Genomic DNA, 22334 nt, shown 5'->3' with positions numbered 1-22334 from the left:
GGAGGCCCGTCGATTGTCGGAGGCGCGCGCTATAAGTGGGCCATGTCGACGCACACAACTGCCCCCGTGCACTGGAAGCTCGTCATCGACGCGGCCGACCCGCATGCGCAGGCCGACTTCTGGGCCGCCGCACTGCGCTACGTGGCCGAGGACAACAGCGCCCTCGTGGAACGGCTGCTGTCGCTCGGTGCACTGCCCGGGGAGGCCACCGTCGAGTACCACGGCCGCCCCGCCTTCCGTGACCTGATCGCCGTACGGCACCCCGACGATCCCCACGACCCGGACACCGGCACCGGGCTGGGGCGCCGGCTGCTGTTCCAGCGCGTCCCGGAGGGGATCCGTAGCGAAGACGTAACCAACAGCAGTTGCAGGCCGTGCCCCTGTCCCGGGACGGGGCACGGCAGGATGAAAGCCAGCGAGCACACCTGACGAGCCTCTTACCGGCCCGGACCCTTCCAGCCTGGGCAGGTCCGGGCCGATCCTGACTACCGCCTCATGGCCAGGATGGTGATCAGGAGAACGAGGATGGGCGTCAGGACCCCCATAACGACGCCCACCGCCTTGCCTCCGGCTCGCGCCGCTCGGAACAACTTCTTGCCGAACGACACGTTCCTGTCGTCGTCCCATGCCGTGAAGATCCCCACCAACAGCGCCACCGCGCCGGAGAGCAGGGCCGCCGCGAGCACCAGGCACGCGCCCAGCACGAGGATCAAGTTTTCGGCCACCGTGGACCTTTCATACCCATGCCTGTCACTAGTTGCTGCCTGCGAGGCAGGCGGGACACGGGTAGGCGGCGGACAGGCTTGATCCGCTCACCCGGTCCAGACCGAGGTGTGCATCTCTCTTTCCTGTCTCTCCATCTCCATCAGTCATCCGGCTTTTTACGTGCCTGTGTCCACGGCGCAATGCGTGAACCAGATCAGGCAACCGCGCTTGGCGCGGCCCGGCATCGATTCGACCCTAGCAGGCCCAACTAGCGCTCTGACACGCCTCAGTCACGCACCGCGCACAGAGGCGCGCCCCCGACTGCGTCCCTTGCTCGCAGTCGGGGGCGTTGCCCGCACCGGTCGGGGGTCCGGCGCGGGGGTCTAGCGGTTGCTGCCCTTGCGCCTCGCAGCGCCCCGGAACGGCAGCCTTCGGGGGTGTTGCTCAGGTCAGGCTTGCGCCCGGTTGTATGAGTGACAGGTGCAGGTGCAGCGAGGCACAAGCGCAATGCCTGACCCGCCCGGGAGCGGAATATCCTCGGTCCGGCGGCAGTCGTCGTGTATGCCCTTGTATTCGGGTCGCTGGGCGACTGCGCATTCTGCGGACATAGTTGAGGTGTCCGCCGTGGCCGAGCCGGTCACAATTCCCCCCGGCTGCGCTTGTTCACCTCGGACAGTTTCGTGCGCAGCCGGATACCGCCACCGACGCAGCGCGGGCAGGAACACGGCGGGAGTGCCGAGGTTGCGTCAGGCACCCTAACCGGCTTCACGGTGTGCTTTCTGCGGACGCAGGTGCGGGCGCCGGTTTCCGGATTGATCCGGTAGACCTCAAGCGTCATGCTCATGTGGTCAGGCACCCCCGTGCAACCCGATAGGTGCTCCGATGCGCGCGAGGCGATAGGCGCCCCACAGTTCCCGTCCCGTTTCGCAGCCGCCCACAGCCTTGGTTACGCGCTTGCATTGTTCGCACATGCGCGTGTGTTCAAACCACAGCCGGTAGGTGCGCTGGATGTCGCTTTCCTGGACGCTCACCGCTCGCCCTCCCGCGTGCCTTCCTGGGTGCCGTACTGCGGGCAGGTGCAGACGGCTCCAGGCGGGGCGTCCGGACGGCCCCTGTAGGGCCTCATGGCCGCCCAGTTGGCAGGCGGCAGCGCCCAGTGAGGACCGGGCAGGGTGCGCACTGGGCGGGGTGGGGTGTCGATGTGCACCCCACACGTACGGCGTGGGCCCCTGTGGAGCCGTGGGAGGCAGCGCGGGTGTGGCGAGGCGCCTGCGCCTGCCTGCGGGGTCCGGCCCGAACAGGGCCCTCACCCATTCGAGTGCGAGGCGGATAAGGTCTGTCACTGTCGTCGCTCCTCTGAAGCGTCGGCCATGCCCCCGGGCCGGTCGCACGGTCGCGGGGGTCCTTGCGTCTGGCCACTCAACCGATTTCGCCCGTGCCTACGGGAGTTGACCAGCGTTGACTAGACTGGAAGTCAACGGTCAACACCTTCCGGAGCAGGCATGATCGACTTCAGAGCGCGTGTCCGGGCGGCCCTTGAGGAACGGCACATGAGCATGCGCGGCGCTGCCCGCGCTCTCAACTACGACGTTGCCTACCTGAGTCGTGTCCTCAACGGGAAACAGTCGCCATCCCTGCAACTGGCCGAAGGGCTAGACGCACTACTCGCTACCAACGGTGAATTGGTCGCCCTTGCGACTCGCCCCGACCAGGCAGAAAAAAATCTCCCCCACCGCCGGCACGCCCTTCACGGGGACCTGGGAGAGGGTTTCGCGTGCGCCATCCGTGACACGTCGCAACGTCTTATTGCGCTCGACAATGACATGAACGGACTACCCATCGCGGACGTAGCTGCGCGCGCGTATAAGTCAGTGCATCGCCAGATAGGCGAAGGTGAATACGACCGAAAAGCGGAGCACGACATCCAGTCGGCAGCAGCGGAGTTGGCTGAAGTCGCCGGATGGGCGCTATTTGACGCGGAGAAGCACCAGGCTGCCCGCAGGTTCAACCAAGAGGCTCTGTTCTTAGCGAAGCTTTCAGGTGACCGCTCGATTGAGTTGCTGGTCATGCAGAACATGGCTATGCAGGCAGGATGGGTGGGGCGCCCGCGCGAGGAATTGGCAATCGCACGGTCCATTATCGAACAGGGCCGACTTTCCCCCCGCGCTGAAGCAATCTTCAGAGTTCGCGAGGCGAAAGGGCTAGCTGGAGCGGGGCAGGAATCGGAGGCCTCCCGATCCTTTGACCGCGCTCGATCTCTCATCCAAGAAAGCAAGCGCTGCGATGATCCCTACTGGGCCTGGTGGGTCACGGCCAACGAGATTGACGGGCATCAGGGGTTTGCCTTCCAAGAGGCGAAACAATGGCGAAAGGGAATCCCTTACCTGCATAGGGCTCTGTCCCAAGAAGGCGGAGCTAAAGTGGGTTATAGGAACATCTCTGCCGTTCGCCTGCTTGGATGCCTTTTGGGAGTAGAGGCGTGGCCCGAAGCTGAGGAGTTGGCGGAGTCAATCATCCCAAGCATTGGCGAGACTGCGTCTGCGCGCACTCTCGGACTTCTGGGTGTCACTGCCCAACGAGGAATGTCGCTGCCCAGAGCGACCATGGGAGTCCGTGACGCGCTGCACAGCCTCTCTGACGCACTGAACGACGACCCGTACGCGCTCTAACAGTCACAAGCCATACAAAGCAGAAAGCGCCCCTCCAGGCTCGCCGAAGCGAAACCCGGAGGGGCGTTTTTCGTGCCCTGCTCACACTGCGCAATACCCGAGGCCTGACCCCCGGGGTCAAAATTCCGCGGAAATGTTCCACTCCTGGGCGGCTGGGTCGCCGAGAGACTCGCTCTAGAGATTCACCCTCCCCCCGCCCCCTCACGGACCGTGACCGCCAAGGGTGTGCATTAGAACGATGGCGTAACAAGACCGGTGCCACTGATGATGCATATAGCAGAGGTGTAGCGGTTCGAAATGGCGGCTGCGTAATTGTAGAGCCGCACGAACACGCTCATATTCTGGGCGTAGGTCTGCTGGAATGCTTCGGCCCTGATGTGCGACTCCCAGAGTCGGAGGTCCGACGAACGCAGCACAAAGATGCGGTCCTGGTTTGTGCCTCCACCAAGGTTGGTTGGGATATTGGAATCGAGCCAGACCGGAAGTCCGAGGACCTGGCCGACATAGCCCTCTTCCATCACCTGATCAAATACACCCACGGCATTCACGGGCCCTGCGACCGAGGGCACCACAAGCGGGCGGTTCTGCGAGTCGATTTGGGCAACGATCCATGCCCAGCGACGGGGGTGCATGACGATCAAGTCCGGCGGGGCATACCGGTTCGTGTGCACGGTTGAAGTCGCCGAAGCAATCTGACCGAGCAATCCGTTAGTACCGCTCAGCGTGGGAGTGGCGTTCGTCCATACCTGGGTGCCCGTACCGGAAACCGTGAGCAGACCGGTAAGCGTGCCACCTGAACCACTGCCAGTGAGAAGCTGAGTATCGAGCTTCATCGCGTAGTCTGCGGCAAGATCTTCAAGAATAACGTTATCGATATTGAGCGGCGACTGTTCCATGAGCTGAAGGCTCACGGTCTGTCCACCTGCGATGGTCACGACCGGCGAACTTACGGAAGTCGTCGTGATGTCTGTATTCTGAATCGCCGTGTTCTGTGTGGCCTGTGCTGCCACCGCCGAACCAGTGAGAATCTTGGGGATGTAAATGACGTCCGTGGAAGGCGGAAGCGGTGCAGTAACAAACCTGTCAGCGGTTACTCGACCAGGCCGCGCGTACCTCACAAATTCAGCTTCGAGCCACAGAGGGGGCACGAACTCTCCGCCTGCTCCGGTGCCTGTAGAGATGGCCCGTTTTTCTGCACCCACCTCGCCGGCACGGCGTGCCCGATCGGCTGCCATGCGGTTATTCCGGTCGAGTCGTTCCGCTGCGGATACGTCACCGGCGCTGCGCGCAAGATACAGGTCCTTAAACCATGACACTTCGTGGTCGTGCTCGCGGTAGATCTCCGGTTCACTGGCAACCGAAAGGCGCTTTCGGTAGGCGTAGCCGGGCAGAACGGGACGGTAATCGCCTGGGTCGGTAACCGGCGCGCTGAATGACTGTGTGGGCACTGGCGTACTCCCATTCTTCCGCGCGACAGGCGACGCGTATTTGCGCGCCATGGGAGCGGCGGCGGCATCCATAGCGACCTGAACCCCGAGTTCGTCCAGGCGGCCGTCAATCTGCCTGGCGTATTCCTCTAGAGTGTCGAGCTTCCGACTTTCAGCATCGGTCAGCCCTCGGCTTTCCTCTTTAGCCCGGCTGGCAACGAGATCAAAGCTCTTCCGGATTTCCGCGCGGCGGACGCGCAGATCCTCGATGAGTTGTTCCTTTGTCATTTCACTTCTCCGGTCGCGCGTGGCGCGTTTCAAGGGTTCCGATTCCGAGTCGTCGCGCGAGTGCAAGGGCGCGCAAGTTGGTGCCGGTATCGGTGAGCATTGCTGCAGCGGCAAGCAAGGGGTGCGGTTCTCCGTCCTCGGTCACGGCGCCATCGGCGTCAATGCGGTCGAGGACATCGGCTAGGAGTTTGTCTGTCCGGTCGCGGAGACTTGAGATGTGGCAGCGAGCGGACTGCATTTCGTTGTCAGGCATGACGTGTTTCCTCCCCGCCGCTATGTGCGCGGGACAGTGCCCAGTGGGCGCATGACGGCCTGTGCTGGGTCCAGTGGTGCCGAGGTGTCGGCAAACGCCTCAGAGGCGCCCAGGCGGGCGCGTGGCGCCTTCCTGCGCCAGGGCATAAGGAAAGGCCCCGCCCAGTGAGGGCGGAGTCTGTTCCTTGTCCCCAGGGAGGCGCGCAGGACGTGCCTTCATCTTCGGTTACTCAATAGGCATTCGTCCAGTGATTCAGGCGCCTTCCCTTTGTGATTTGCACATTGCCCTGCCAAGCGTTCCGCTAGCTAGGCCCCTTTTAAGGGGGCCTAGCGGCTAGCGGAAGCAATACAGGTACCGCTAGCCAGGCTGGCGGAAGCTAGCGGAATCAGCGGAATGGCCCGCGATCTTTGCTGCTGGGCGGAGGTAAGAAGTGTTCTTGCCACTTCCTGATTTCTCTAGTTCTCCCTGGTCGCAAAGGGTGCTGAGTGCGTTCCTGGTCGTGGATACTGGCACTCCCGTTAGCTCTACCGCTTGCGCAGTAGTGATCGATTGCAGTGGTGCCATCTGGCGGATCACTAGCAGAACGCGTTCAAGGGCGCTTGCCTGGGCGTTGATCACTTCCGACCAGTTAGCGGAACGGACGACCAGCGAACTACACTGCGTTGCGTCGTGTTCCTGGTCGGCAGGGGGCTCGCAAAAGTGCTGCACACTCATCCGGACGTTCCAGAAAAGATCATCCCTGTCGTCCTTCTGTTTCTTGGTCGAGACTTTTGCAAAGCGCTCAGTTTCGGCACCTGCGGACTTGCTCACGTATAGAACTGTGTCGGCAGCTCCAAACAGTGAGCCATGTCCGCGAAGGACGTCCGTTCCCTTAGTGGTGTGGTGCAGGGTGAGCACACATGCCCCAGTCGCCATGCGCAGCGCCGTAACTGCGTCAACGTATGTGCTCATGACTGACCCGTTCTCTTCTAGGCCCGGCGTTACTCGGGATTGCGTGTCAATCACAATGAGGACTGGTCTGATCTCTTGGCAGATCGCTATTAGCTCGTTTAGAAACGGTTCTTCAGTTATCCGGACTGCCATCGTGAGGATTTTGAATTTGCCGTTGAGGGATTGGCCCGTCATTGTCTCCCAAGCGCGCTTACGTTTCGACATACCGGCCGATCCCTCGGCAGCTATATAGAGAACTGACCCCTGTTGGGTCGGCGCTCCGGCCCATTGAATGCCGCACCCCAGCGCAACCGACGCGGCAATGTCCAACGCAATGAATGACTTATAGCAACCCGGGTCGCCGTACATCCATGCAAGTGAGTTCTTTACGAGCAAGGAGCTAGCAAGGTACTCGACCGTGATGTCATTTATGTCTGCCGCGTCGAACAATTGGGCCCTGAGCGTGGCTGCGACATCACCGGCATTTTGTGCCGCAAATTCCTTACGCGCCCATTCTCTTGCCCGCAGTTTGCGGAGCTCGTCAACCTCGTAGACTCGCTGCAAAGACTCTTTTGCGGACTTCTCCTCCTGTTCCTGGGTGAGGATCTGTATTAGTGCCGCTTCCGGTCCGCCTTGCGCTGCGAGGCGCTGAGCCTTCCATCGTGGCCAATTGGGATCCGTGGGGGCAGGTTCAGCGTCGCCGTAATAATTGCGAGTCATACCGCAGCCATCCGGACAGCCAACGAACATGCAGTTTCCCTTTATCTGCCCGTGCTGGCACAGTTCGCCCAGTTGCTGAAAGTTAGGTGTTGTCACTCAACGCCCCGGACGTTTGGGCCCTTGGCCCTGGCAGCGCACCTAGCGGCTATGGCTGCCCTGACTGCGTCGTGCAAGTCTGTGAGCCTGCCTCGCAGGACGGGGCAACTGTCGTCGTGGGCTACAGCAAGGTGGTAAATGCCGAGCGCGTCACGGGTCAGCCCGCGAACGTCTGAGCGGCAATGGCTGCACCGGTACTGTGCGGCAAAGTCGCGGAGTGTTTTTGGCAGTCGCCCAGGCGCCGGCACCGGGCCTCTCGGCTTGTTCTTCTTGGGCATCTTTCATCACATCCAAAACGGTTGGTTCGGCCCCGTGGGCACGATTCCCCTTTGCTGCGACGCCCGACGTGTCAAGGGCTCGGGGCTCCCTCCAGACGCACAGAGACGCCTGACCCGCATCTCATTTACCGGGCGGGCTCGGTCAGCATTGAGGGTTCAGGCAGGGGGAATTACCGCCCAGGGCACAGGAGAGTGCGCAAGCGTGGTATCTGCCTATGCGGCATCGAGGGAATCCCCGTCTGGGCGGGGGGCAGGAGGCGGGGTTACGGCCGCCCGAGCGGCGCGCTTGCGGCCGAGGGCCGCGCGCATGATGCGGGCGGCTTTGGCGAGCTCTACGGGGTCGTCTATGGCCCGCTCAACGTGCGCGGCGAGAGTCGCGGCCTTCAGCTCGCGTTCGAGGGCGGAGGTGTCCGCTTCGGGGTGGTGACGCTTCGTCGCGGCAATGCGCGCGCGGAGTCGTGCTGCCTCTGGAGAGATAGGCATGAGGCGATCCTGGATATGCCCCGTCGGGGCACGGGGCCGCTCACCATCGCGGCTCGGTTGCCCGCCAGGCAAGCACAGATTGTTTGCCTCCAGAAGGGGGATTGTGACCGGCCTCACATCAGCGGCTCGCGCAAACAAGAGCGGCCCTCGGTTAGGAGGGCCGCTGTTCAGTGCATCGAGGGCGCGGAAGCACGTGCCACGATCACGCCATGGGCTTCCGCCAGTCGATCGCCACGCGGTTGTGATCAAACCCCTTGGTTCCCGGCTTGGCACGCTTGATCGTCACGCAGTCGATGAACATCCGCAGGAATGCGCGCTTCTCGTCCAGCGTCATCCCGTCATCCCACGTCTCCCGTGCGGCAGTGATGTCCATCTTCATTGCGGGCGGAGGTACGGCGGCGAGTTCGGCCCGCAGGCGCTGCTCCCGCTCGTTCAAACCGGCCCGCATGCTCTTCCACTCAGCGAGTGTCAGTTCACCGCGTCCCCGCTCGGCAGCGATTTCGTTGCGCTCTGCGTCAACTGCGGTGAGATCTGCGATGAGTTCATTCCGACGGGCGGCATGGTCGTCAGAGGTGAGCGCATCCAGGAATTCCGGCTTTTCTAGTTCAGCGAAGAGCTTGTCAGTGACGTGCTCCTCAGTAGCTTCCAGCATGATGCCGGTGCAGCCCTTACCGCCCCGGTTCGGGTGGCACAACAAGTACGGCGTCCTCTTGCCGTTCTTGAGTTTCTTCACCGAGCCGACCATGGGCGCATCACATACGCCGCACACGGCCAGACCACCGGTAAGGGTGTATTTGCGCCCGGCTGGGTTCCCCTTGTGCGCGCCGGTAACCGGGTAGGTGAAGCCGTCCGAGGTACGCACCGTGCGCGGCGTCGACAGCTTTGCCCGGCACGCCTGCCACGTTGCCTCGTCCAGGATGGGTGCCCAGTTGCCACGGCCCACGATCACGCCCTGGTGCACCCGGAACCCGGCAATGGTCGGCTTGGTCACCATGGACCGCACCGAGCCCGCGGTGAGGGTGGACGGCCGTGTGACGGGGTTCCCGGCCGCATCGGTGACGATCTCGCCGTTGGCGTCCTTGACCTTCACCCTGTGGGCGCCGACCAGTCCGCGCGCCCGCAACTCGGCGGCGATGTTCGCAAGCGACCAGCCGTCCAGCACCTTCTCAGCGGCCCACCGGATCGCCTCCGCCTGCTCTGGGATGACCACGTACGTCTTGCTGCCGGACTCGTCGACACCGTGGCCATACCCGAACGGCTTTGACCCCGCCGCGCGCCCCTGGGCGGCGTTCTCGGCAAGACGATCGTTGACCCGCTTCTTCATCTTGCGCACCTCCCCAGCGTTGAGCACGGCGCGAATTCCGGCGACTTCATCATGTACGCGGACAACGCCATCCCTGTTCGTGTGCAGCTCGCTGATACCGGCTGCGTCCAACTCTGCGGCGAGAGTGAACCACTCGACCTCGCGCCGTTCCAACCGGGACTGCTCGACGGCCCAGACGTGGGCGATTTCCCCACAGCCGAGAGCCGCGCGGAACTCCTCGTACCGGGGACGATGGTCGCCGTTGGCCGCGGAGATACCGGCATCGGCGAACACCCTGACGGGCAGGTCCGGCCACCTGCTCGCGGCGTAGGAGCGGCCCCACCGTTCCTGAAGGTCGACACCTTCATAGCTGCCGTCCGGGCGGGGCGAGAGTCGGCAGTACAGAGCGACGCATCGAGTCATACCCCCAGCGTGCGCCTGGTTACGTCTTCACTACAAGTCCCGGAGGCGAAGACCGCCAAGAACCGGCTCCACCTCGATCTGCATCCCGGTGACGGGCGGCGCGCGGACGAGGTGGCGCGGCTGGAGGCCCTGGGAGCGAGCGTCCTGCGCGAGGCGAAGGAGCCCGGCGGCGCGTGGGTGGTGATGGCGGACCCCGAGGGCAACGAGTTCTGCGTGCACTAGCCGCCGAAGGCGGCGTGCGGCCGGCCCTCCCCGGTCACACCTGCGCCGCCCGCGCCGCGCGGTCGGTCAGGCGCGCCATGCGGGCGCGCGCGGACTCCAGGGGCCGCAGGTCGTCGGCGGCGGGTCCCGGCTCCGCCGTGAGATCCGTCCACAGGTCGATCAGGTCGTGGCCGAGTCGCAGGCCCTCCTCGGGGTCGCGCACGGCACGCCAGGCCGTGGCCGCGCTCTGCACGTTGCCGTAGGCCGCATCCGCGTCCAGGGCCTGGCGGCGCAGCCGGGCGAGATCCAGGGAGAGGTGGAAGGCACGGACCGGCTCGCCCGCCAGGTAGGCGATGTAGGCGGTCAGTTCACGCAGGTGCAGCACCTCGGGGTGGCGCGGGCCCAGCACGCCGGACGCCTCGACGACCGTGCGGTCCGCGAGTTCCGCGGCGGTGTCGATACGGCCCTCCCGTACGGCCTCGTTGATCCGCGTCATCGGCTCGGTGAGCAGTTCGGCCCCCTCCGCGGTCTCGGTCACGGGCTCGTCCCCGAGCACCTCCTCGGCCACGGCGTCGAAGCCGCGGGTCGGAGTGGGCGTGGAAGACGTGGCCGGGGCGGGCTCCAGGGCCGCCTCCGGCACGAGCAGGGGGATCTTCGGGGCCGGCAGCGGCGCCTCGGGCGTCGGCAGCGGGGCGGGCTCCTGGACGGCGGCCGGCGCGGGCGCCGGAGCGGACGCCGGAGCGGGCGGCGGGCTCATCACGGGCGGCGGCCCGAACTGCCCGGTGGGCGCCTGTACCGTGCCCGACGTACCGGGCGCGCCCGTCTGCGCCCGTGCTCCGCCCGGCACCGTCCGCGGGGCGACCCGCACCGGGTCGCCCGCCACTCTGCTGGAGCCGTCCGCCGCGACCTCCAGAGGGACCATGCAGCCGGCCCGGTCGTCGTGGATCGTGGCGAGTATGGGGGTGCCCAGGCTGATCGCCAGGCGCTGGAGGTGGTCCAGCACGGCCTGCTGGATGTCCTCGCCCGGCGCGGCCACGACCGCCGTCCCGCCCACGGACGCGCTGTCCGCGCCGGACACCCGGACGTGCACCGCCGCAGGGTGTGGCGCGGGCTGCTGCGCCCGCTTCTTCTCGAAGCTGAGTCGAGACATCGGTGTTCCCTCACTCCCCCGGCGTCACGATCCGGTCGTACGCGTCCTACCGACCAGTCTGTCCGCTCCGCACGGCTCCCGCGTCACCACGACGTCACAGCATCGCACCAGCCGCACCCTGGAGAAGAATGAATGTGTGTGCATATAATGCACACGCCTATTTTCGCGGTACGACAACGCTCACTTTGGGGGACCCATGAGCCGCCGCTTCCTCTTCGTCCTGGGCAGCGCCCGCCTCGACGGCAACACCGAACTGCTGGCCCGCAAGGCCGCCGAACAACTGCCCGAGGAGGTGGAACAGGAATGGATCCGCCTCGCCGATCACCCGCTGCCCGATTTCGTGGACCTGCGCCACGACAGCGACTACGTGCGACCGCCCTCGGACAGCACCACCGGCCTGCTGCTCGACGCCACCCTTGCCGCAACCGACATCGTGATCGCCACGCCGCTGTACTGGTACAGCGTGTCCGGCCTTGCCAAGCGCTACCTGGACTACTGGTCGGGCTGGCTGCGCACCCCCGGCGTCGACTTCAAGGCCACCCTGGCCGGACGCACGCTGTGGGGTGTCACGGTCCACGCGGACCGGGAACCGTCGGTCGCCGAACCCCTGGCCGGCACGCTCAACAACTCCGCCGCCTACCTGGGGATGCGCTTCGGCGGGGTGCTGCTGGGCAACGGCAGCGGGCCCGGTGACGTGCGCAAGGACAGCGACGCGCTGGCCCGCGCGAAGACGTTCTTCGCACAGGAGGCGCCGCTCGCCCGCTTCCCGCACCAGGCCGTCTGAGACACCCCGCGCCCGGCACCTACGTGCTGATGTCCTTCGTCGTGAACCGCGCCCAGGCCGCCGAGCCGAACACGGCCGCGTACAGCGCCTGGAGACCGAGGTTCTTCACCAGGTCGTCCCAGTACACGGGGTCGCGCACCAGGTCGGCGAAGGACAGCCAGTAGTGCGGGAAGAGGTACGGCTGGAGCGCGTGCAACTGGGGTATCTGGTCGAGGATCTGGACGGTGATGAGCAGGCCCACGGTGGTCGCCATCGCCGCGATACCGCTGTTGGTCAGGGTCGACACGAACAGGCCGAGGGCGGCGATGCCGACCAGTGAGGCGGCGACCACCAGAGCGATCAGCAGCGCCCGGCCGAGGCCCTCGGCGAAGCTGATGCGGGTGCCGGAGATGGTGGTCAGCTCACCGAGCGGGAACAGGAGCACACCGACGAGCAGTGCGGAGACGGTCACGACCAGGGTGGCCAGCACGCAGAAGGCCATCACGGTCGTGTACTTGGTGAGCAGCAGGCGGGTGCGGCCGGCCGGGGCGACCAGCAGATAGCGCAGGGTGCCGCTGCCCGCCTCGCCCGCGATCGCGTCGCCCGCGACGACGCCCACCGCCATCGGCAGGAAGAACGGCAGGGTCGCGGCCAGCGCCGTGAACACCAGGAACAGGCCGTTGTTGGTGATCTGCGCGATGAACGCCGGTCCGTCCCCGCCCCCCGGACCCGCGGTCGAGCCGCCCGGCGTCTGGGCCTTCACCGCGATGCCGATCAGCACCGGCACCGCCGCCAGCACCCCGAGCAGCGCGAGCGTACGCCAGCGGCGGACGGTGGTGACCAGCTCGCTGCGCAGCAGCCCGAAGGTCCACAGGGGGCTCGGACGCCCGGGACCTGTCGCGGCCGGTGTTCCGAGCGTTTCAGCCCGCGACATCGAAGCCCTCCCCCGTCAGTGCCACGAACGCGTCCTCCAGGGAGGCCCGTTCGAGCGTGAAGCCCCGGACCCGGACGCCGGCCGTGACCAGTGCCGCGTTCACCTCGGCGAGGTCCCGTGCGGGGGGCTCGCCGCTCACCCGGTCGCCGTCCACGGTGACGTCCCCGACGCCCTGTTCCTTCAGTGTCCGTGCGGCCTCGGCCGGATCCGGCGTGGTCACCACCAGCCGGCCGTGCGCACCGGCCGCCAGGTCGGCCACCGCGCCCTGCGTGACGAGGCGGCCCTGGGCCATCACCGCCGCGTGCGTGCACACCTGCTCGATCTCGTCGAGGAGGTGGGAGGAGAGGAAGACGGTCGTGCCGTCGGAGGCCAACTCGCGGATCAGGGTGCGGATTTCACGCATGCCCTGCGGGTCGAGGCCGTTGGTCGGCTCGTCCAGGACGAGCAGGCTGCGCGGCTGGAGCAGCGCGGCGGCCAGGCCCAGGCGCTGCTTCATGCCGAGGGAGTAAGCCCTGGCCTTCTTGCCCGCGGCGGCGGCGAGACCCACCCGGTCCAGGGCGGCCGCGACGCGGGCGCGCCGGGTGCGGGGGTCCGCGGTCGGGTCGGCGGCGTCGTAGCGCAGCAGGTTGTCCCGGCCGGAGAGGAAGCCGTACAGCGCCGGGCCCTCGATCAGTGCGCCGACCTGCGGGAGGACGGCACGGGTGGCCCGGGGCATGGGGCGGCCCAGCACCCGGGCCGTGCCCGAGGTCGGCTCGATCAGGCCCATCAGCATGCGGATGGTGGTTGTCTTGCCGGAGCCGTTCGGGCCGAGGAAGCCGAAGACGCTGCCCGCCGGGACGGTCAGATCGAGGCCGTCGACGGCCAGTTGTCCGCCGCGGTAGCGCTTGGTGAGGCCGCGCGTGGCGATGGCAGGCGACCGCTCGCCCTGCGCGTCCCGCTCCGAGGCGTCCCCCGAGTCCCGCTCCGTGGTGGACGGTTCGCCCATCGGTCCCTCGATTCGTCGTGTCCCAGGTACGCCTCCGGGGCCTTAGGGCCCCCGACCCGAAACCCCGCGAAGTCCCCGGTGCCCGCGAAGTCCCCTAAATCCCGGGGCCCGAAGACCCCGAAGCCTCCAGGGCCCGCAGGCCCCGGAGGCAGAAGGCCCCGGAGGTCCGGGGCCCCTGAGACCCCACAGGTTCTACAGGTCCCGGAGGTCCCGCAGGGTCACTTCCCTTCGTTCGCCGCCTTCACCAGGGCGTCCTTGGTGACCGCGCCGGCGTAGACCTTGCCGTCGTCGGTGATCAGGGCGTTGACCAGACGGGTGGAGAAGACCGTGCCCTTGCCGAACTTGCCCGAGACCTTGTCGCCCAGCGAGCCGAGGAAGCCGCCGAAGGCGCCGCCCTGGGAGCCGGACGGCATGCCGCCCTTGGCGCCGGTGTCGAAGGTGGCGACGGACGTCCAGCCCTTGCCGAGCACGGTGGAGCCCTGCATGCCCTTGGCGAAGTCCTCGCCACCCTTCGGGGCGTGCTCCGGCACCTTGGACCCCTGCTTCTCCTCGGTGACCTTCGCACCCTTGGGCGGGGTGAAGTCGAAGGTGGAGGCGGCCGGCTTGCCGAAGGAGACCTGGGTGAAGCCGGCGTCCAGAACGGCGGCGCCGCCGCTCTTCGGCGTCAGCGTGAACTTCAGCGGCTGGCCCGTCTTCGCGTCCACGGCGATGCTGATCGCGCCGACCGTGGTGCCGGACTGCTTGGGCTTGATCAGCAGCTTGTAGGCGTCGCGTCCGGCGACCTGGACGGTGCCGTCGACGGTCACCGACGTGGTGTCGTCGACCGACTTCAGGGCCTTCTCGGCGAAGTCCTTGGGCGTGGCCGGCGGCTCGGCCCGGTGCTCCTTGCCGGAGGCGGCACCGGTGCCGTGGTAGACCTCGTTGCTCTTGCTGTCGTAGCCCCACACGTTCTTGCCGTTGTGGATGAGGCTGTACTCGGCGCCGCTCTCCAGCAGCGACAGCTTCTGCCGGTCCGGGCCGTCGGCGGCCACGCGCAGGGTGTGCGTGCCGGAGACCAGCTCGGTGAGCTTGGACGTCGGGTCGGCGGAGGAGCCGTCGCGGCCCTGGGCCGCCCCCGAGGCCAGGCTGCTCTCCAGGCCGCCGAGGTTCGGCAGGCCGAGGTCGGTGCTGATCTTCACCGTGCCGGACATCTGCTGCACGTCGGACTTGGCGATCTTCTCGATGAGCTGCTGTGCGGTGATCTTCGGCAGGTCGGGGTCACCGGAGGCGGCGAGCGCCGGGACCAGCCCGATCGTGGCCGCAGCCACCCCCACCACCGCGACCGGGACCACGTACCGGGCGGCCTTGCGGCGTCCGGAGCGCAGGTCCTCGTCCTGTACGGCGCCCGCTGCGTCGTCGGATTCGTACGGTGCCATCTGTGCCTTACCTCCGTCGTCGGCGGCGGCTGTCCCCACGCTGGTCCACCTGAGCCGCCATTCTCACCCGAATCGGTGAGGAGTGGTGATTTCCGTGGTCTCCATCTGACCAAATCGGCCGCGCGGAAGCGTCAGACCTCGGAGCCAACTCCGTGTACGCCTGCGGTATGACACATCAGGGCGGCGTCTCCCCCGACCCGTAGGGGTCGTGCGCAAGACGCCGCCCTCACACTCGTTGGGGACAGGCCGCACCGGGCCGGCCGGCCCGGTGCACCACCGGGGTCAGCCGGCCCGGTGCACCACCGCGTCGCACAGCTCGGTCAGCGACGCCTTGGCGTCGCACTCCGGCAGCGGGGCCAGCGCGGCCCGCGCCTCCTCCGCGTACCGGACGGTGTCCCGGCGGGCCTGCTCCAGGGCGGGGTGCGCGCGCAGGGCGGTGAGCGCCTCGGCGTGCCGGGCGTCGTCGCTGAGGTCGGAGTCCAGCAGCTCGCACAGCGCGAGGTCCTCGGGCAGGCCGAGGCGGGCGGCCCGCTCGCGCAGCCGGAGCACGGGCAGCGTCGGGATGCCCTCGCGCAGGTCGGTTCCCGGGGTCTTGCCGGACTCGCGCGAGTCGGAGGCGATGTCCAGGACGTCGTCCGCGAGCTGGAAGGCGACCCCGAGCCGCTCGCCGTACTGGGTGAGCACGTCGACGACCGTCTCGTCGGCGCCGGACATCATCGCGCCGAACCGGCACGAGACCGCCACCAGCGATCCCGTCTTGCCACCGAGCACGTCCAGGTAGTGCTCGACCGGATCGCGGCCGTCCGAGGGACCCGCGGTCTCCAGGATCTGCCCGGTGACCAGCCTCTCGAACGCGAGGGCCTGCACCCGCACCGCCTCGGGGCCGAGGTCGGCGAGGATCTGGGAGGCGCGCGCGAAGAGGAAGTCGCCGGTGAGGACCGCGACCGAATTGCCCCAGCGCGTGTTGGCACTGTCCACACCGCGCCGCACGGCCGCCTCGTCCATGACGTCGTCGTGGTACAGCGTGGCCAGATGGGTCAGCTCCACGACGACGGCCGACGGTACGACGCCGGGCGCGTACGGGTCGCCGAACTGCGCCGCGAGCATCACGAGCAGCGGCCGGAACCGCTTCCCACCGGCCCGTACGAGGTGCTGCGCGGCCTCCGTGATGAACGGGACCTCGCTCTTGGTGGCTTCGAGCAAGCCTTCCTCGACAGCCGCCAATCCGGCCTGGACATCGGCTTCCAGAGCCTGGTCCCGCACGCTCAGCCCGAACGGCCCGACGACGGTCACGAGGGGTCTCCTGTCTGCTGGTGTCTGCTGGCGGTTACACGGTTTGTCGATAGGTCGTTGCCATCACTCAAGTCAGCGTATCCGGTCCTGTTTCGATCACCGATAGCGCCCACCGGTCCAGCCCGGGCCCTATCGGATCACGACCGGTATGTTCCTGATCATCTGATAAGGACAGATATCCATTGACTTAACAGGATCCCGTCCGTTTTGTCGCGAACCGTGCCGTGAGCGAATTACTCCTTTTGCAGCACGCCCAGCGAATCCCTCTAATCCCTCATGTCTGATTTGATACAGTTTGCCATTTCGTGAGTTGGGTCACGTGGGCCTCCATATCCAGCCAGCGGGAACAAACGGCGTTTCCCCTTGCCGTACCGGCCAGTTGAGGATTGGCAACAGCAAAGGATCAAGTACCCCATACGGGACAGACCAAGGTCAACTGGCGCGTTGGGTGAATCAGGTACTTGTTCCGGACATCTGCTCTCGCATAGCTTCCGGCACGTCAGGCGGACGCCGAATCCTGCCGCGTCTGACATCACCCATCGACGAACTCATTCGTACGGCAGGAGCGGGGGAACCCAGGTAAGCCGCCGGACCGGCCGGCACATGCGCAACTGCACATGTCGTCACCGGAACGGCTAGGGGTGTAGTCGTGCCTCCCAGGAGGCGCGGCCGGGCAGCTCCCCGAGCCCGAACCCGACAGCTCACCTCGCAGGCGACGGAGAGGGACCACGCCATGCCTGCTGCCGCTCAGCACCTCCGCACCCGCACCGACCGCCTCGTGCGCACGCTCGCCGTCGCGGGCACGGGTGCTGTCGTACTCGCCCTTCCTCTCTTCGGCGCGACCACCGCCTCCGCCGCCACCCCCACGGCCACCACGCCGTCCACCACGCTCGCCGGGTACCCGAACAACCTCGACGGCTGGATCCGCGAATCGCTCGCGATCATGGCCGAGAAGCACATCCCGGGCACCTACAACGGCATCCACCGCAACATCATCCGCGAGTCCTCGGGCAACCCGAACGCCATCAACCTGTGGGACTCCAACGCCGCCAAGGGCATACCGTCCAAGGGCCTGCTCCAGGTGATCGACCCGACGTTCAACGCGTACCACGTGGCCGGAACGTCCTTCGACATCTACGACCCGGTCGCGAACATCACCGCCGCCTGCAACTACGCGGCCGCCCGCTACGGGTCGATGGACAACGTCAACGGCGCCTACTGACGAGCGCCCGCGGCGGGCCCCGCTGGTCCCGGTCAGCCGGCCGGGAACAGCCTTTCGAGGACGACGGCGATGCCGTCGTCCTCGTTCGTCAGGGTGACCTCGTCGGCGACGGCCTTGAGCTCGGGGTGGGCGTTGGCCATGGCGACGCCGTGCGCGGCCCAGTCGAACATCGGGATGTCGTTGGGCATGTCTCCGAAGGCGAGGGCCCGGCCGGCGGGGATCCCCAGGTGGTCGGCGGCCAGCGCCAGCCCCGTCGCCTTGGTGACACCGCAGGGCTGGAGTTCCACGGTCCCGGGCCCCGACATCGTGACCGTCGCCAGCGAGCCCACCGCCGAACGCGCGACCGCCGCCAACTCGTCGTCGGACAGCGCGTGATGGCGCAACAGCACCTTACTGATGGGCTCGCACCACAGGTCGTCGCGGCGGCCGACCCGCACGGCGGGCAGGGTCGGGTGCGGCATCAGATACCCCGGCTCGATCAGCGTCAGCCCGTCCACGCCGTCCTGGTCGACGGCGGCACAGACCTGCCCCACCTCGGCCTCGATCTTGCCGAGCGCGGTCTCGGCGAGTTCCCGGTCCAGGCGCACCGACCACAGCAGACGGTCGGCTCCGGCGTCGTAGACCTGCGCGCCCTGCCCGCACACCGCGAGCCCCGTGCACCCGAGGTCCTCCAGCAGGGGCCGCACCCGGGGGGCCGGGCGGCCCGTCACCACCAGATGCCGGGCCCCGGATCGCACCGCCCTCGCGAGCGCGGCCAGCGACCGGTCGGAGACGGTGTCGTCACCGCGCAGCAGTGTCCCGTCCAGGTCCGTGGCGATCAGTGCGTAAGCGGGGGGTGCGGCCATGATCAGAGAATACGGACAGTGCGGCCCACCGACTCACCCTGCTGTTCCCGTACTTGTCTGCTTCTCACCCCCAAGTGGTGCCCGCGGGCTCCTTGATGGTGGTGTTGATCCGGTTGAACATGTTGGTGAGCGAGACGGTGAGGATCAGCGCGGAGAGCTGCTTCTCGTCGAAGTGGTCGGCCACTTCGTCCCACAGCGCGTCCGGCACCGGCTCCTCGCAGCGGTCGGCGAGCCGCGTGACCCGCTCGGCCAGCTGCAGCGCCGCGCGCTCGGCCTCGGTGAAGAAGGGCGCCTCGCGCCAGGCGCCGACGGCGGCGATCCGCTCCTCGCTCGCGCCGGCCTTGCGCAGGTTGACCGTGTGACCGTGCACACAGGCGCTGCAGCCGTTGATCTGGCTGGCCCGCAGCCCGACGATCTCCGCCAGTTCCTCGGGCAGCCCGCCCTCGCCGATCGCCTGGAAGATCGTGCCGATGCCCTTCAGGGCACCCGGAAGAACGTGCGCCGGGTTCGTCATCCGTGCCTGCATGGTGCTGCCTCCTGCGTGTCAGTGGTGCCCGCTAAGTTGCTCGCACTGCACTGACGGAACGGGGGCGGACGTTGTGACCGATCGGCACGAGGATTTTCCGGCGCATCTGCTCGAGGCGGCGACGGGTGTCCTGGAGCGCTTCCCCGAGGAGCTGAAACCGGAGATCTACGCCCTCTCCTTCCGCATCTGGCGGGTGGACGACGACGACCGCCGCCCCTATGTGGCCATCGGCTACAACACCGAGACCCAGTACGAGCGGGAGAAGCGCCCCGAGGATCCCGGCGAGGCCCGCTGGAACTACGCGTGCTGGCTCCTGGACGGCTTCGAGATGCTCGGGAACGTCCCCGAGGACCCGGCCGGCGCCCGGCTGTACGCCGCGGAGGTCGAGGATCTCGGGCTGTGGTTCGAGGACGACGACAGCGAGGAGGATCAGGACATCCGGCGCGAACTGCTCCAGGAGCACTTCGCGGGCGCCTGCATCGAGCTGGCCCGCCGGCTGCACGCGGACGGCCGGATCGAGAAGGTCCTCGGCCGTCCGCTGCCCGTCGTGATCTTCGACATGTACTGCCCGGGCTGGGAGCTGGAGGCCACCGAGGCCGCCAACCCGCCCGCGCTGATCGAGGACTTCGTCCGGTGGCAGCGGGCGGGCTGGGAGGCGTAGAGGCTTCGCACGGGCCTCGGGGCGGCCGGCCCAGGGGATTCGTACCTCGGTGAAGGCCGGCTCAGGGTTCGTCCGGGCCTCGGGATTGCGAGGCCCAGGCGCTTCGTCCGAGCCTCGGGGATGCGAAGCTCAGCGGGCTTTCGTGCGGGCCTCAGGGGTGGGCCGCCGCCAGGTGTCCGGCCAGGCGCGGCGAGGCGAACTCCGTGCCGCAGACGAAGCGCATCACCGGGCCGTAGGAGGACGCCGCCGGAAGTCCGGTGAAGTACAGACCGGGGACCGAGGAGACATAGCCGGCGCCGAGCCTGGGGGCGCCCCGGCTCACCGCGAGACGGGTACGCAGTTCGTGGCCGAGGAAGTCCATCGCGGCGATGTCCACCCGGTAGCCGGTGGCCGCGATGACGTGGTCGGCGGCCAGCTGCTCGGTGTGTCCGCCGTGCGTACGGACGGTGAGGACCGGGGTGCCGTCCGGGGCCTCGGCGCCCAGCACCCGCTCGACCTCCTGGACCTGGACCTTGTCCTCGAAGCGGTCGCGCAGCCACCAGGCGCCGAGCGGGCCGAGGACCCGGCGGACCAGGTAGTGGCGGGTCCGGGCGGGCAGGAAGCGGTACGGGTGGGGGTAGTAGCTGAGCGCCCACAGGGACCAGGCACGGCCGAAGGGGGACTCGGGCCGGAGTTTGGGCTGGTCCCAGGGCGGGGCGCCGAAGGCGACCCGGCCACGGCCGCGCGAGACGACCTGCACCCGGGCTCCCGCCTCGGCGGCCAGGGCCGCCGTCTCCAGTGCGGACTGACCGGCGCCGACGACGATCAGCTCCTTGCCCGCGAAGCGGGTGAGGTCGTGGTGCTGGGAGCTGTGGGAGACAGGGCCGGTGGGTGCCGGTCCATCGGCCGCCGCTCCGGCCAGCTCCGCGGGGAGGTGGGCGATCCCGGACAGGCCGGTGGCGACCACGACCGCGCGGGCGGTGAACAACTCGCCCGAGTCCAGCTTGAGTTCGAACCCGCTGTTCTTGTCGCGGTCGACGGAGACGACCCGGACCCGCTCCAGGTCGGGCAGCAGCTTCTGCTGGAACCAGTCGCCGTAGGCGACGAAGGTCTCCACCGGGATGATGTCCTCGTCGGTGACCAGTCGGCGGATGCCGGCCGCGTCGCAGTAGTCGGCGAGGGTGTGTCCGGGCTGCGGGCAGTCCAGACTGGAGGCGGCGGGGGTCGACTTGAGCAGCATGCCCTCGGGCATGTGGGCGCGCCAGCTGACCATGGTGTCGCCGAAGACACGGACGGGGATGCCGCGCGCCCGCAGATGGGCGGCGGTGGACAGGCCGAACGGCCCGGCCCCGATGACTGCAACCGGTCGAATCACGAAGTCCCTCCCCAGAGACACGGTGCGCCACCTTGGGTGGCCTTTGCCTACTTCGTGGCGGTGGTGCTGCTGCCGCGGCGATGGGTCCGCCACAGCTGATAGAGGTGCTTCGCGCCCGGGCGCACGAAGCGGGCGAGCATCGTGAGGAACGGCATCGGGTCGTCACCCGCGAGCCAGGCCAGCTCCGTCCCGCTCGCCCTCGCCGGTGCGTGCGGCGTCGTGTAGCCGCTGCGGCGGTAGGCGAGGAGGGCGGGCAGGTCGATGTTCTCCACGATGTAGCGGTGGCCTGCCCGCTGTTCCCCCTCCGGAACGGGCCGGCCGGTCAGGTTCAGGTGCATGGCGCGGACGACGTCCACTCCCGCCTCGTTCTCGAAGAGCCGGAACTGGGCGCCCATGCGCGGGTTGAAGTCGAGGAGTTTGTACTGTCCGTCGCGCCGGTCGAAGCGCAGGTCGAGGTCGATGATGCCGCTGAAGCCGATCTGCTTGATGAAACGCGCGGCGAGGTCGGCGAGTTCCGGATTGTCGACGACGTACGCGTTGGCCGTCATGCCCGCGTGCGGCGGCCAGGAGCGGACCTTGACGCCGGTGAACAGGGCGAGCGGGGCCGAGTCCGCGTCGAAGCAGGCGTGCACGATCCAGTCCTCGGCCTCCTCCCTGGGCAGGTACTCCTGGAGGATCACCCCCGGCTGCTCGCCCCAGTCGCGGGCGAGGGTGAGCAGGCCCTCGCGGGTGGCGATCCGCGTGGTGCCGTTGACGGCGGGCCGTCTGCGCCGTACGAACGCCTCCCGGTTCTTGGCCACCACCGGGAAGCGGGCCGTGTCGGCGAAGGCGGCGATCTCGTCGTACGACTCCGGGAACGCGGCCGAGGGGCTCGCTATGCCGTGTTCCACGCAGAGTTCGTGCAGGCCCTGCTTGCTGGCCAGCCGACGGGGCAGCGCGGGATCGACACGCGGGAAGAGAAAGGAACCGGCCAGTTCGTCCTGGTGCTCGGCGATCAGGACGGCCGCCTCCTCGTCCGTCGGGATCAGGACGGCAGGGCGGCCGATCCGGCGGCCGATGCGCAGCATGCCCTCGACCAGGCGGCCCGGCTCCTCGGCGCCGGTCGTGGGCCAGACGAACGCCCGTCTGAGATAGCGGGAGGAGGCCGCGGGAGTGTAGGGATCCTCGGTGATCGCATACATGGGGACGCCGAGGCGGCCCAGGCTGCGGATCGCGCCGACACCGCCGTGGTGCAGCGGGTAGTCGCCGAACTTGACGATCAGCCCCGGCACGTCGCGGTCCGCCTCGAAAGGCACACTGACGGCATTTCCGGCTACGGGTCCCCCCACGTGTCCCCCCTACGGACCGGACCCACCCCGTCCGTGTCCCCCAAAGGACGCTAAGCCGGAATTGCCGCCTCCGACAAGGCCT

At 67.6% G+C, this 22334-nt stretch carries 21 protein-coding genes and 1 riboswitch; of the genes, 6 read left to right on the top strand and 15 right to left on the bottom strand.

Annotated features, from left to right (window positions below; all coding sequences use genetic code 11):
• Positions 1-42 precede the first annotated feature (42 nt).
• On the top strand, positions 43-429 hold the full coding sequence (locus tag ACFZCP_RS27360; RefSeq protein WP_391431379.1) for a VOC family protein: 387 nt from the start codon (positions 43-45) through the stop codon (positions 427-429).
• Between the two features lie 56 nt (positions 430-485).
• Here the strand turns inward: ACFZCP_RS27360 and ACFZCP_RS27355 are convergent, their stop codons facing one another.
• Both ACFZCP_RS27355 and ACFZCP_RS27350 read right to left on the bottom strand, forming a co-directional pair.
• Complete coding sequence (locus ACFZCP_RS27355; RefSeq protein WP_391431376.1) at positions 486-725, bottom strand: hypothetical protein; 240 nt, start codon at positions 723-725, stop codon at positions 486-488.
• Positions 726-1553: 828 nt separating this feature from the next.
• A complete protein-coding gene (locus ACFZCP_RS27350; RefSeq protein WP_391431373.1) occupies positions 1554-1736 on the bottom strand; it encodes a hypothetical protein in 183 nt (60 codons plus the stop codon).
• Between the two features lie 471 nt (positions 1737-2207).
• Here ACFZCP_RS27350 and ACFZCP_RS27345 point away from each other — a divergent pair, with 471 nt between their 5' ends.
• On the top strand, positions 2208-3374 hold the full coding sequence (locus ACFZCP_RS27345; protein ID WP_391431371.1) for a helix-turn-helix domain-containing protein: 1167 nt from the start codon (positions 2208-2210) through the stop codon (positions 3372-3374).
• A 230-nt stretch (positions 3375-3604) separates the two neighbouring features.
• Here ACFZCP_RS27345 and ACFZCP_RS27340 read toward each other — a convergent pair whose 3' ends face one another.
• From ACFZCP_RS27340 to ACFZCP_RS27325, 4 genes are all read right to left on the bottom strand, one after another.
• On the bottom strand, positions 3605-5089 hold the full coding sequence (locus tag ACFZCP_RS27340; RefSeq protein ID WP_391431367.1) for a phage major capsid protein: 1485 nt from the start codon (positions 5087-5089) through the stop codon (positions 3605-3607).
• A gap of 1 nt (position 5090) precedes the next feature.
• Positions 5091-5342, bottom strand: a complete 252-nt coding sequence (locus ACFZCP_RS27335) for a hypothetical protein (RefSeq protein ID WP_391431364.1) — start codon at positions 5340-5342, stop codon at positions 5091-5093.
• A 357-nt stretch (positions 5343-5699) separates the two neighbouring features.
• The gene (locus ACFZCP_RS27330) at positions 5700-7088 is read right to left on the bottom strand and encodes an AAA family ATPase (protein WP_391431362.1); all 1389 of its coding nucleotides are present in this window, start codon (positions 7086-7088) and stop codon (positions 5700-5702) included.
• 963 nt (positions 7089-8051) lie between these two features.
• A complete protein-coding gene (locus ACFZCP_RS27325; protein ID WP_391431359.1) occupies positions 8052-9575 on the bottom strand; it encodes a recombinase family protein in 1524 nt (507 codons plus the stop codon).
• 9 nt (positions 9576-9584) lie between these two features.
• Here ACFZCP_RS27325 and ACFZCP_RS27320 point away from each other — a divergent pair, with 9 nt between their 5' ends.
• Positions 9585-9797, top strand: a complete 213-nt coding sequence (locus ACFZCP_RS27320) for a VOC family protein (protein ID WP_391431356.1) — start codon at positions 9585-9587, stop codon at positions 9795-9797.
• 34 nt (positions 9798-9831) lie between these two features.
• Here the strand turns inward: ACFZCP_RS27320 and ACFZCP_RS27315 are convergent, their stop codons facing one another.
• The gene (locus ACFZCP_RS27315; protein WP_391431353.1) at positions 9832-10926 is read right to left on the bottom strand and encodes a hypothetical protein; all 1095 of its coding nucleotides are present in this window, start codon (positions 10924-10926) and stop codon (positions 9832-9834) included.
• Positions 10927-11122: 196 nt separating this feature from the next.
• Here ACFZCP_RS27315 and ACFZCP_RS27310 point away from each other — a divergent pair, with 196 nt between their 5' ends.
• Positions 11123-11710 carry an NAD(P)H-dependent oxidoreductase gene (locus ACFZCP_RS27310; RefSeq protein WP_391431351.1) on the top strand — a complete coding sequence of 196 codons (588 nt, stop codon included), beginning with the start codon at positions 11123-11125 and terminating at the stop codon, positions 11708-11710.
• Between the two features lie 19 nt (positions 11711-11729).
• On the opposite strand, the gene ACFZCP_RS27305 is transcribed toward ACFZCP_RS27310, so the two are convergent.
• From ACFZCP_RS27305 to ACFZCP_RS27290, 4 genes are all read right to left on the bottom strand, one after another.
• Complete coding sequence (locus tag ACFZCP_RS27305) at positions 11730-12623, bottom strand: ABC transporter permease (protein WP_391431348.1); 894 nt, start codon at positions 12621-12623, stop codon at positions 11730-11732.
• Positions 12610-13608: an ATP-binding cassette domain-containing protein gene (locus ACFZCP_RS27300; RefSeq protein ID WP_391431344.1), complete on the bottom strand. Its 999-nt coding sequence runs from the start codon at positions 13606-13608 to the stop codon at positions 12610-12612. Before ACFZCP_RS27300 ends, ACFZCP_RS27305 begins: the two co-directional genes overlap by 14 nt.
• A 218-nt stretch (positions 13609-13826) precedes the next feature.
• Positions 13827-15023 (bottom strand): outer membrane lipoprotein carrier protein LolA, encoded by a 1197-nt coding sequence (locus tag ACFZCP_RS27295; protein ID WP_391431341.1) that lies wholly within the window; start codon positions 15021-15023, stop codon positions 13827-13829.
• A gap of 282 nt (positions 15024-15305) precedes the next feature.
• Positions 15306-16316, bottom strand: a complete 1011-nt coding sequence (locus ACFZCP_RS27290; protein WP_362689724.1) for a polyprenyl synthetase family protein — start codon at positions 16314-16316, stop codon at positions 15306-15308.
• Between the two features lie 530 nt (positions 16317-16846).
• Positions 16847-17046, top strand: a riboswitch (cyclic di-AMP (ydaO/yuaA leader).
• A gap of 3 nt (positions 17047-17049) precedes the next feature.
• Between ACFZCP_RS27290 and ACFZCP_RS27285 the strand changes: the two genes are divergently transcribed.
• A complete protein-coding gene (locus ACFZCP_RS27285) occupies positions 17050-17538 on the top strand; it encodes a transglycosylase SLT domain-containing protein (RefSeq protein WP_391431336.1) in 489 nt (162 codons plus the stop codon).
• 32 nt (positions 17539-17570) lie between these two features.
• Here ACFZCP_RS27285 and ACFZCP_RS27280 read toward each other — a convergent pair whose 3' ends face one another.
• The gene (locus tag ACFZCP_RS27280; protein ID WP_362689718.1) at positions 17571-18383 is read right to left on the bottom strand and encodes an HAD family hydrolase; all 813 of its coding nucleotides are present in this window, start codon (positions 18381-18383) and stop codon (positions 17571-17573) included.
• A gap of 64 nt (positions 18384-18447) precedes the next feature.
• Positions 18448-18909 carry a carboxymuconolactone decarboxylase family protein gene (locus ACFZCP_RS27275; protein ID WP_391431333.1) on the bottom strand — a complete coding sequence of 154 codons (462 nt, stop codon included), beginning with the start codon at positions 18907-18909 and terminating at the stop codon, positions 18448-18450.
• 73 nt (positions 18910-18982) lie between these two features.
• Between ACFZCP_RS27275 and ACFZCP_RS27270 the strand changes: the two genes are divergently transcribed.
• Positions 18983-19570, top strand: coding sequence for a hypothetical protein (locus tag ACFZCP_RS27270; protein ID WP_391431330.1), 588 nt, complete (start codon positions 18983-18985; stop codon positions 19568-19570).
• A gap of 151 nt (positions 19571-19721) precedes the next feature.
• Here the strand turns inward: ACFZCP_RS27270 and ACFZCP_RS27265 are convergent, their stop codons facing one another.
• Complete coding sequence (locus tag ACFZCP_RS27265; protein WP_362689709.1) at positions 19722-20924, bottom strand: FAD-dependent oxidoreductase; 1203 nt, start codon at positions 20922-20924, stop codon at positions 19722-19724.
• A 47-nt stretch (positions 20925-20971) separates the two neighbouring features.
• A complete protein-coding gene (locus ACFZCP_RS27260) occupies positions 20972-22219 on the bottom strand; it encodes an ATP-grasp domain-containing protein (protein WP_391431325.1) in 1248 nt (415 codons plus the stop codon).
• Between the last annotated feature and the right edge of the window lie 115 nt (positions 22220-22334).

The sequence above is a fragment of the Streptomyces sp. NPDC007971 genome, assembly GCF_042958635.1.
Lineage (GTDB): Bacteria > Actinomycetota > Actinomycetes > Streptomycetales > Streptomycetaceae > Streptomyces.
Note: the sequence above shows the minus strand (reverse complement) of the source record. Positions and strands in the feature narration are given on the sequence as shown.

Excerpts from the sequence above, each read along its gene's own strand:
- ACFZCP_RS27360 (WP_391431379.1), top strand. The coding sequence starts at position 43 with ATGTCGACGCACACAACTGCCCCCGTGCACTGGAAGCTCGTCATCGAC.
- ACFZCP_RS27345 (WP_391431371.1), top strand. The coding sequence starts at position 2,208 with ATGATCGACTTCAGAGCGCGTGTCCGGGCGGCCCTTGAGGAACGGCAC.
- ACFZCP_RS27340 (WP_391431367.1), bottom strand. The coding sequence starts at position 5,089 with ATGACAAAGGAACAACTCATCGAGGATCTGCGCGTCCGCCGCGCGGAA.
- ACFZCP_RS27335 (WP_391431364.1), bottom strand. The coding sequence starts at position 5,342 with ATGCCTGACAACGAAATGCAGTCCGCTCGCTGCCACATCTCAAGTCTC.
- ACFZCP_RS27325 (WP_391431359.1), bottom strand. The coding sequence starts at position 9,575 with ATGACTCGATGCGTCGCTCTGTACTGCCGACTCTCGCCCCGCCCGGAC.
- ACFZCP_RS27315 (WP_391431353.1), bottom strand. The coding sequence starts at position 10,926 with ATGTCTCGACTCAGCTTCGAGAAGAAGCGGGCGCAGCAGCCCGCGCCA.
- ACFZCP_RS27310 (WP_391431351.1), top strand. The coding sequence starts at position 11,123 with ATGAGCCGCCGCTTCCTCTTCGTCCTGGGCAGCGCCCGCCTCGACGGC.
- ACFZCP_RS27305 (WP_391431348.1), bottom strand. The coding sequence starts at position 12,623 with ATGTCGCGGGCTGAAACGCTCGGAACACCGGCCGCGACAGGTCCCGGG.
- ACFZCP_RS27300 (WP_391431344.1), bottom strand. The coding sequence starts at position 13,608 with ATGGGCGAACCGTCCACCACGGAGCGGGACTCGGGGGACGCCTCGGAG.
- ACFZCP_RS27295 (WP_391431341.1), bottom strand. The coding sequence starts at position 15,023 with ATGGCACCGTACGAATCCGACGACGCAGCGGGCGCCGTACAGGACGAG.
- ACFZCP_RS27285 (WP_391431336.1), top strand. The coding sequence starts at position 17,050 with ATGCCTGCTGCCGCTCAGCACCTCCGCACCCGCACCGACCGCCTCGTG.
- ACFZCP_RS27280 (WP_362689718.1), bottom strand. The coding sequence starts at position 18,383 with ATGGCCGCACCCCCCGCTTACGCACTGATCGCCACGGACCTGGACGGG.
- ACFZCP_RS27275 (WP_391431333.1), bottom strand. The coding sequence starts at position 18,909 with ATGCAGGCACGGATGACGAACCCGGCGCACGTTCTTCCGGGTGCCCTG.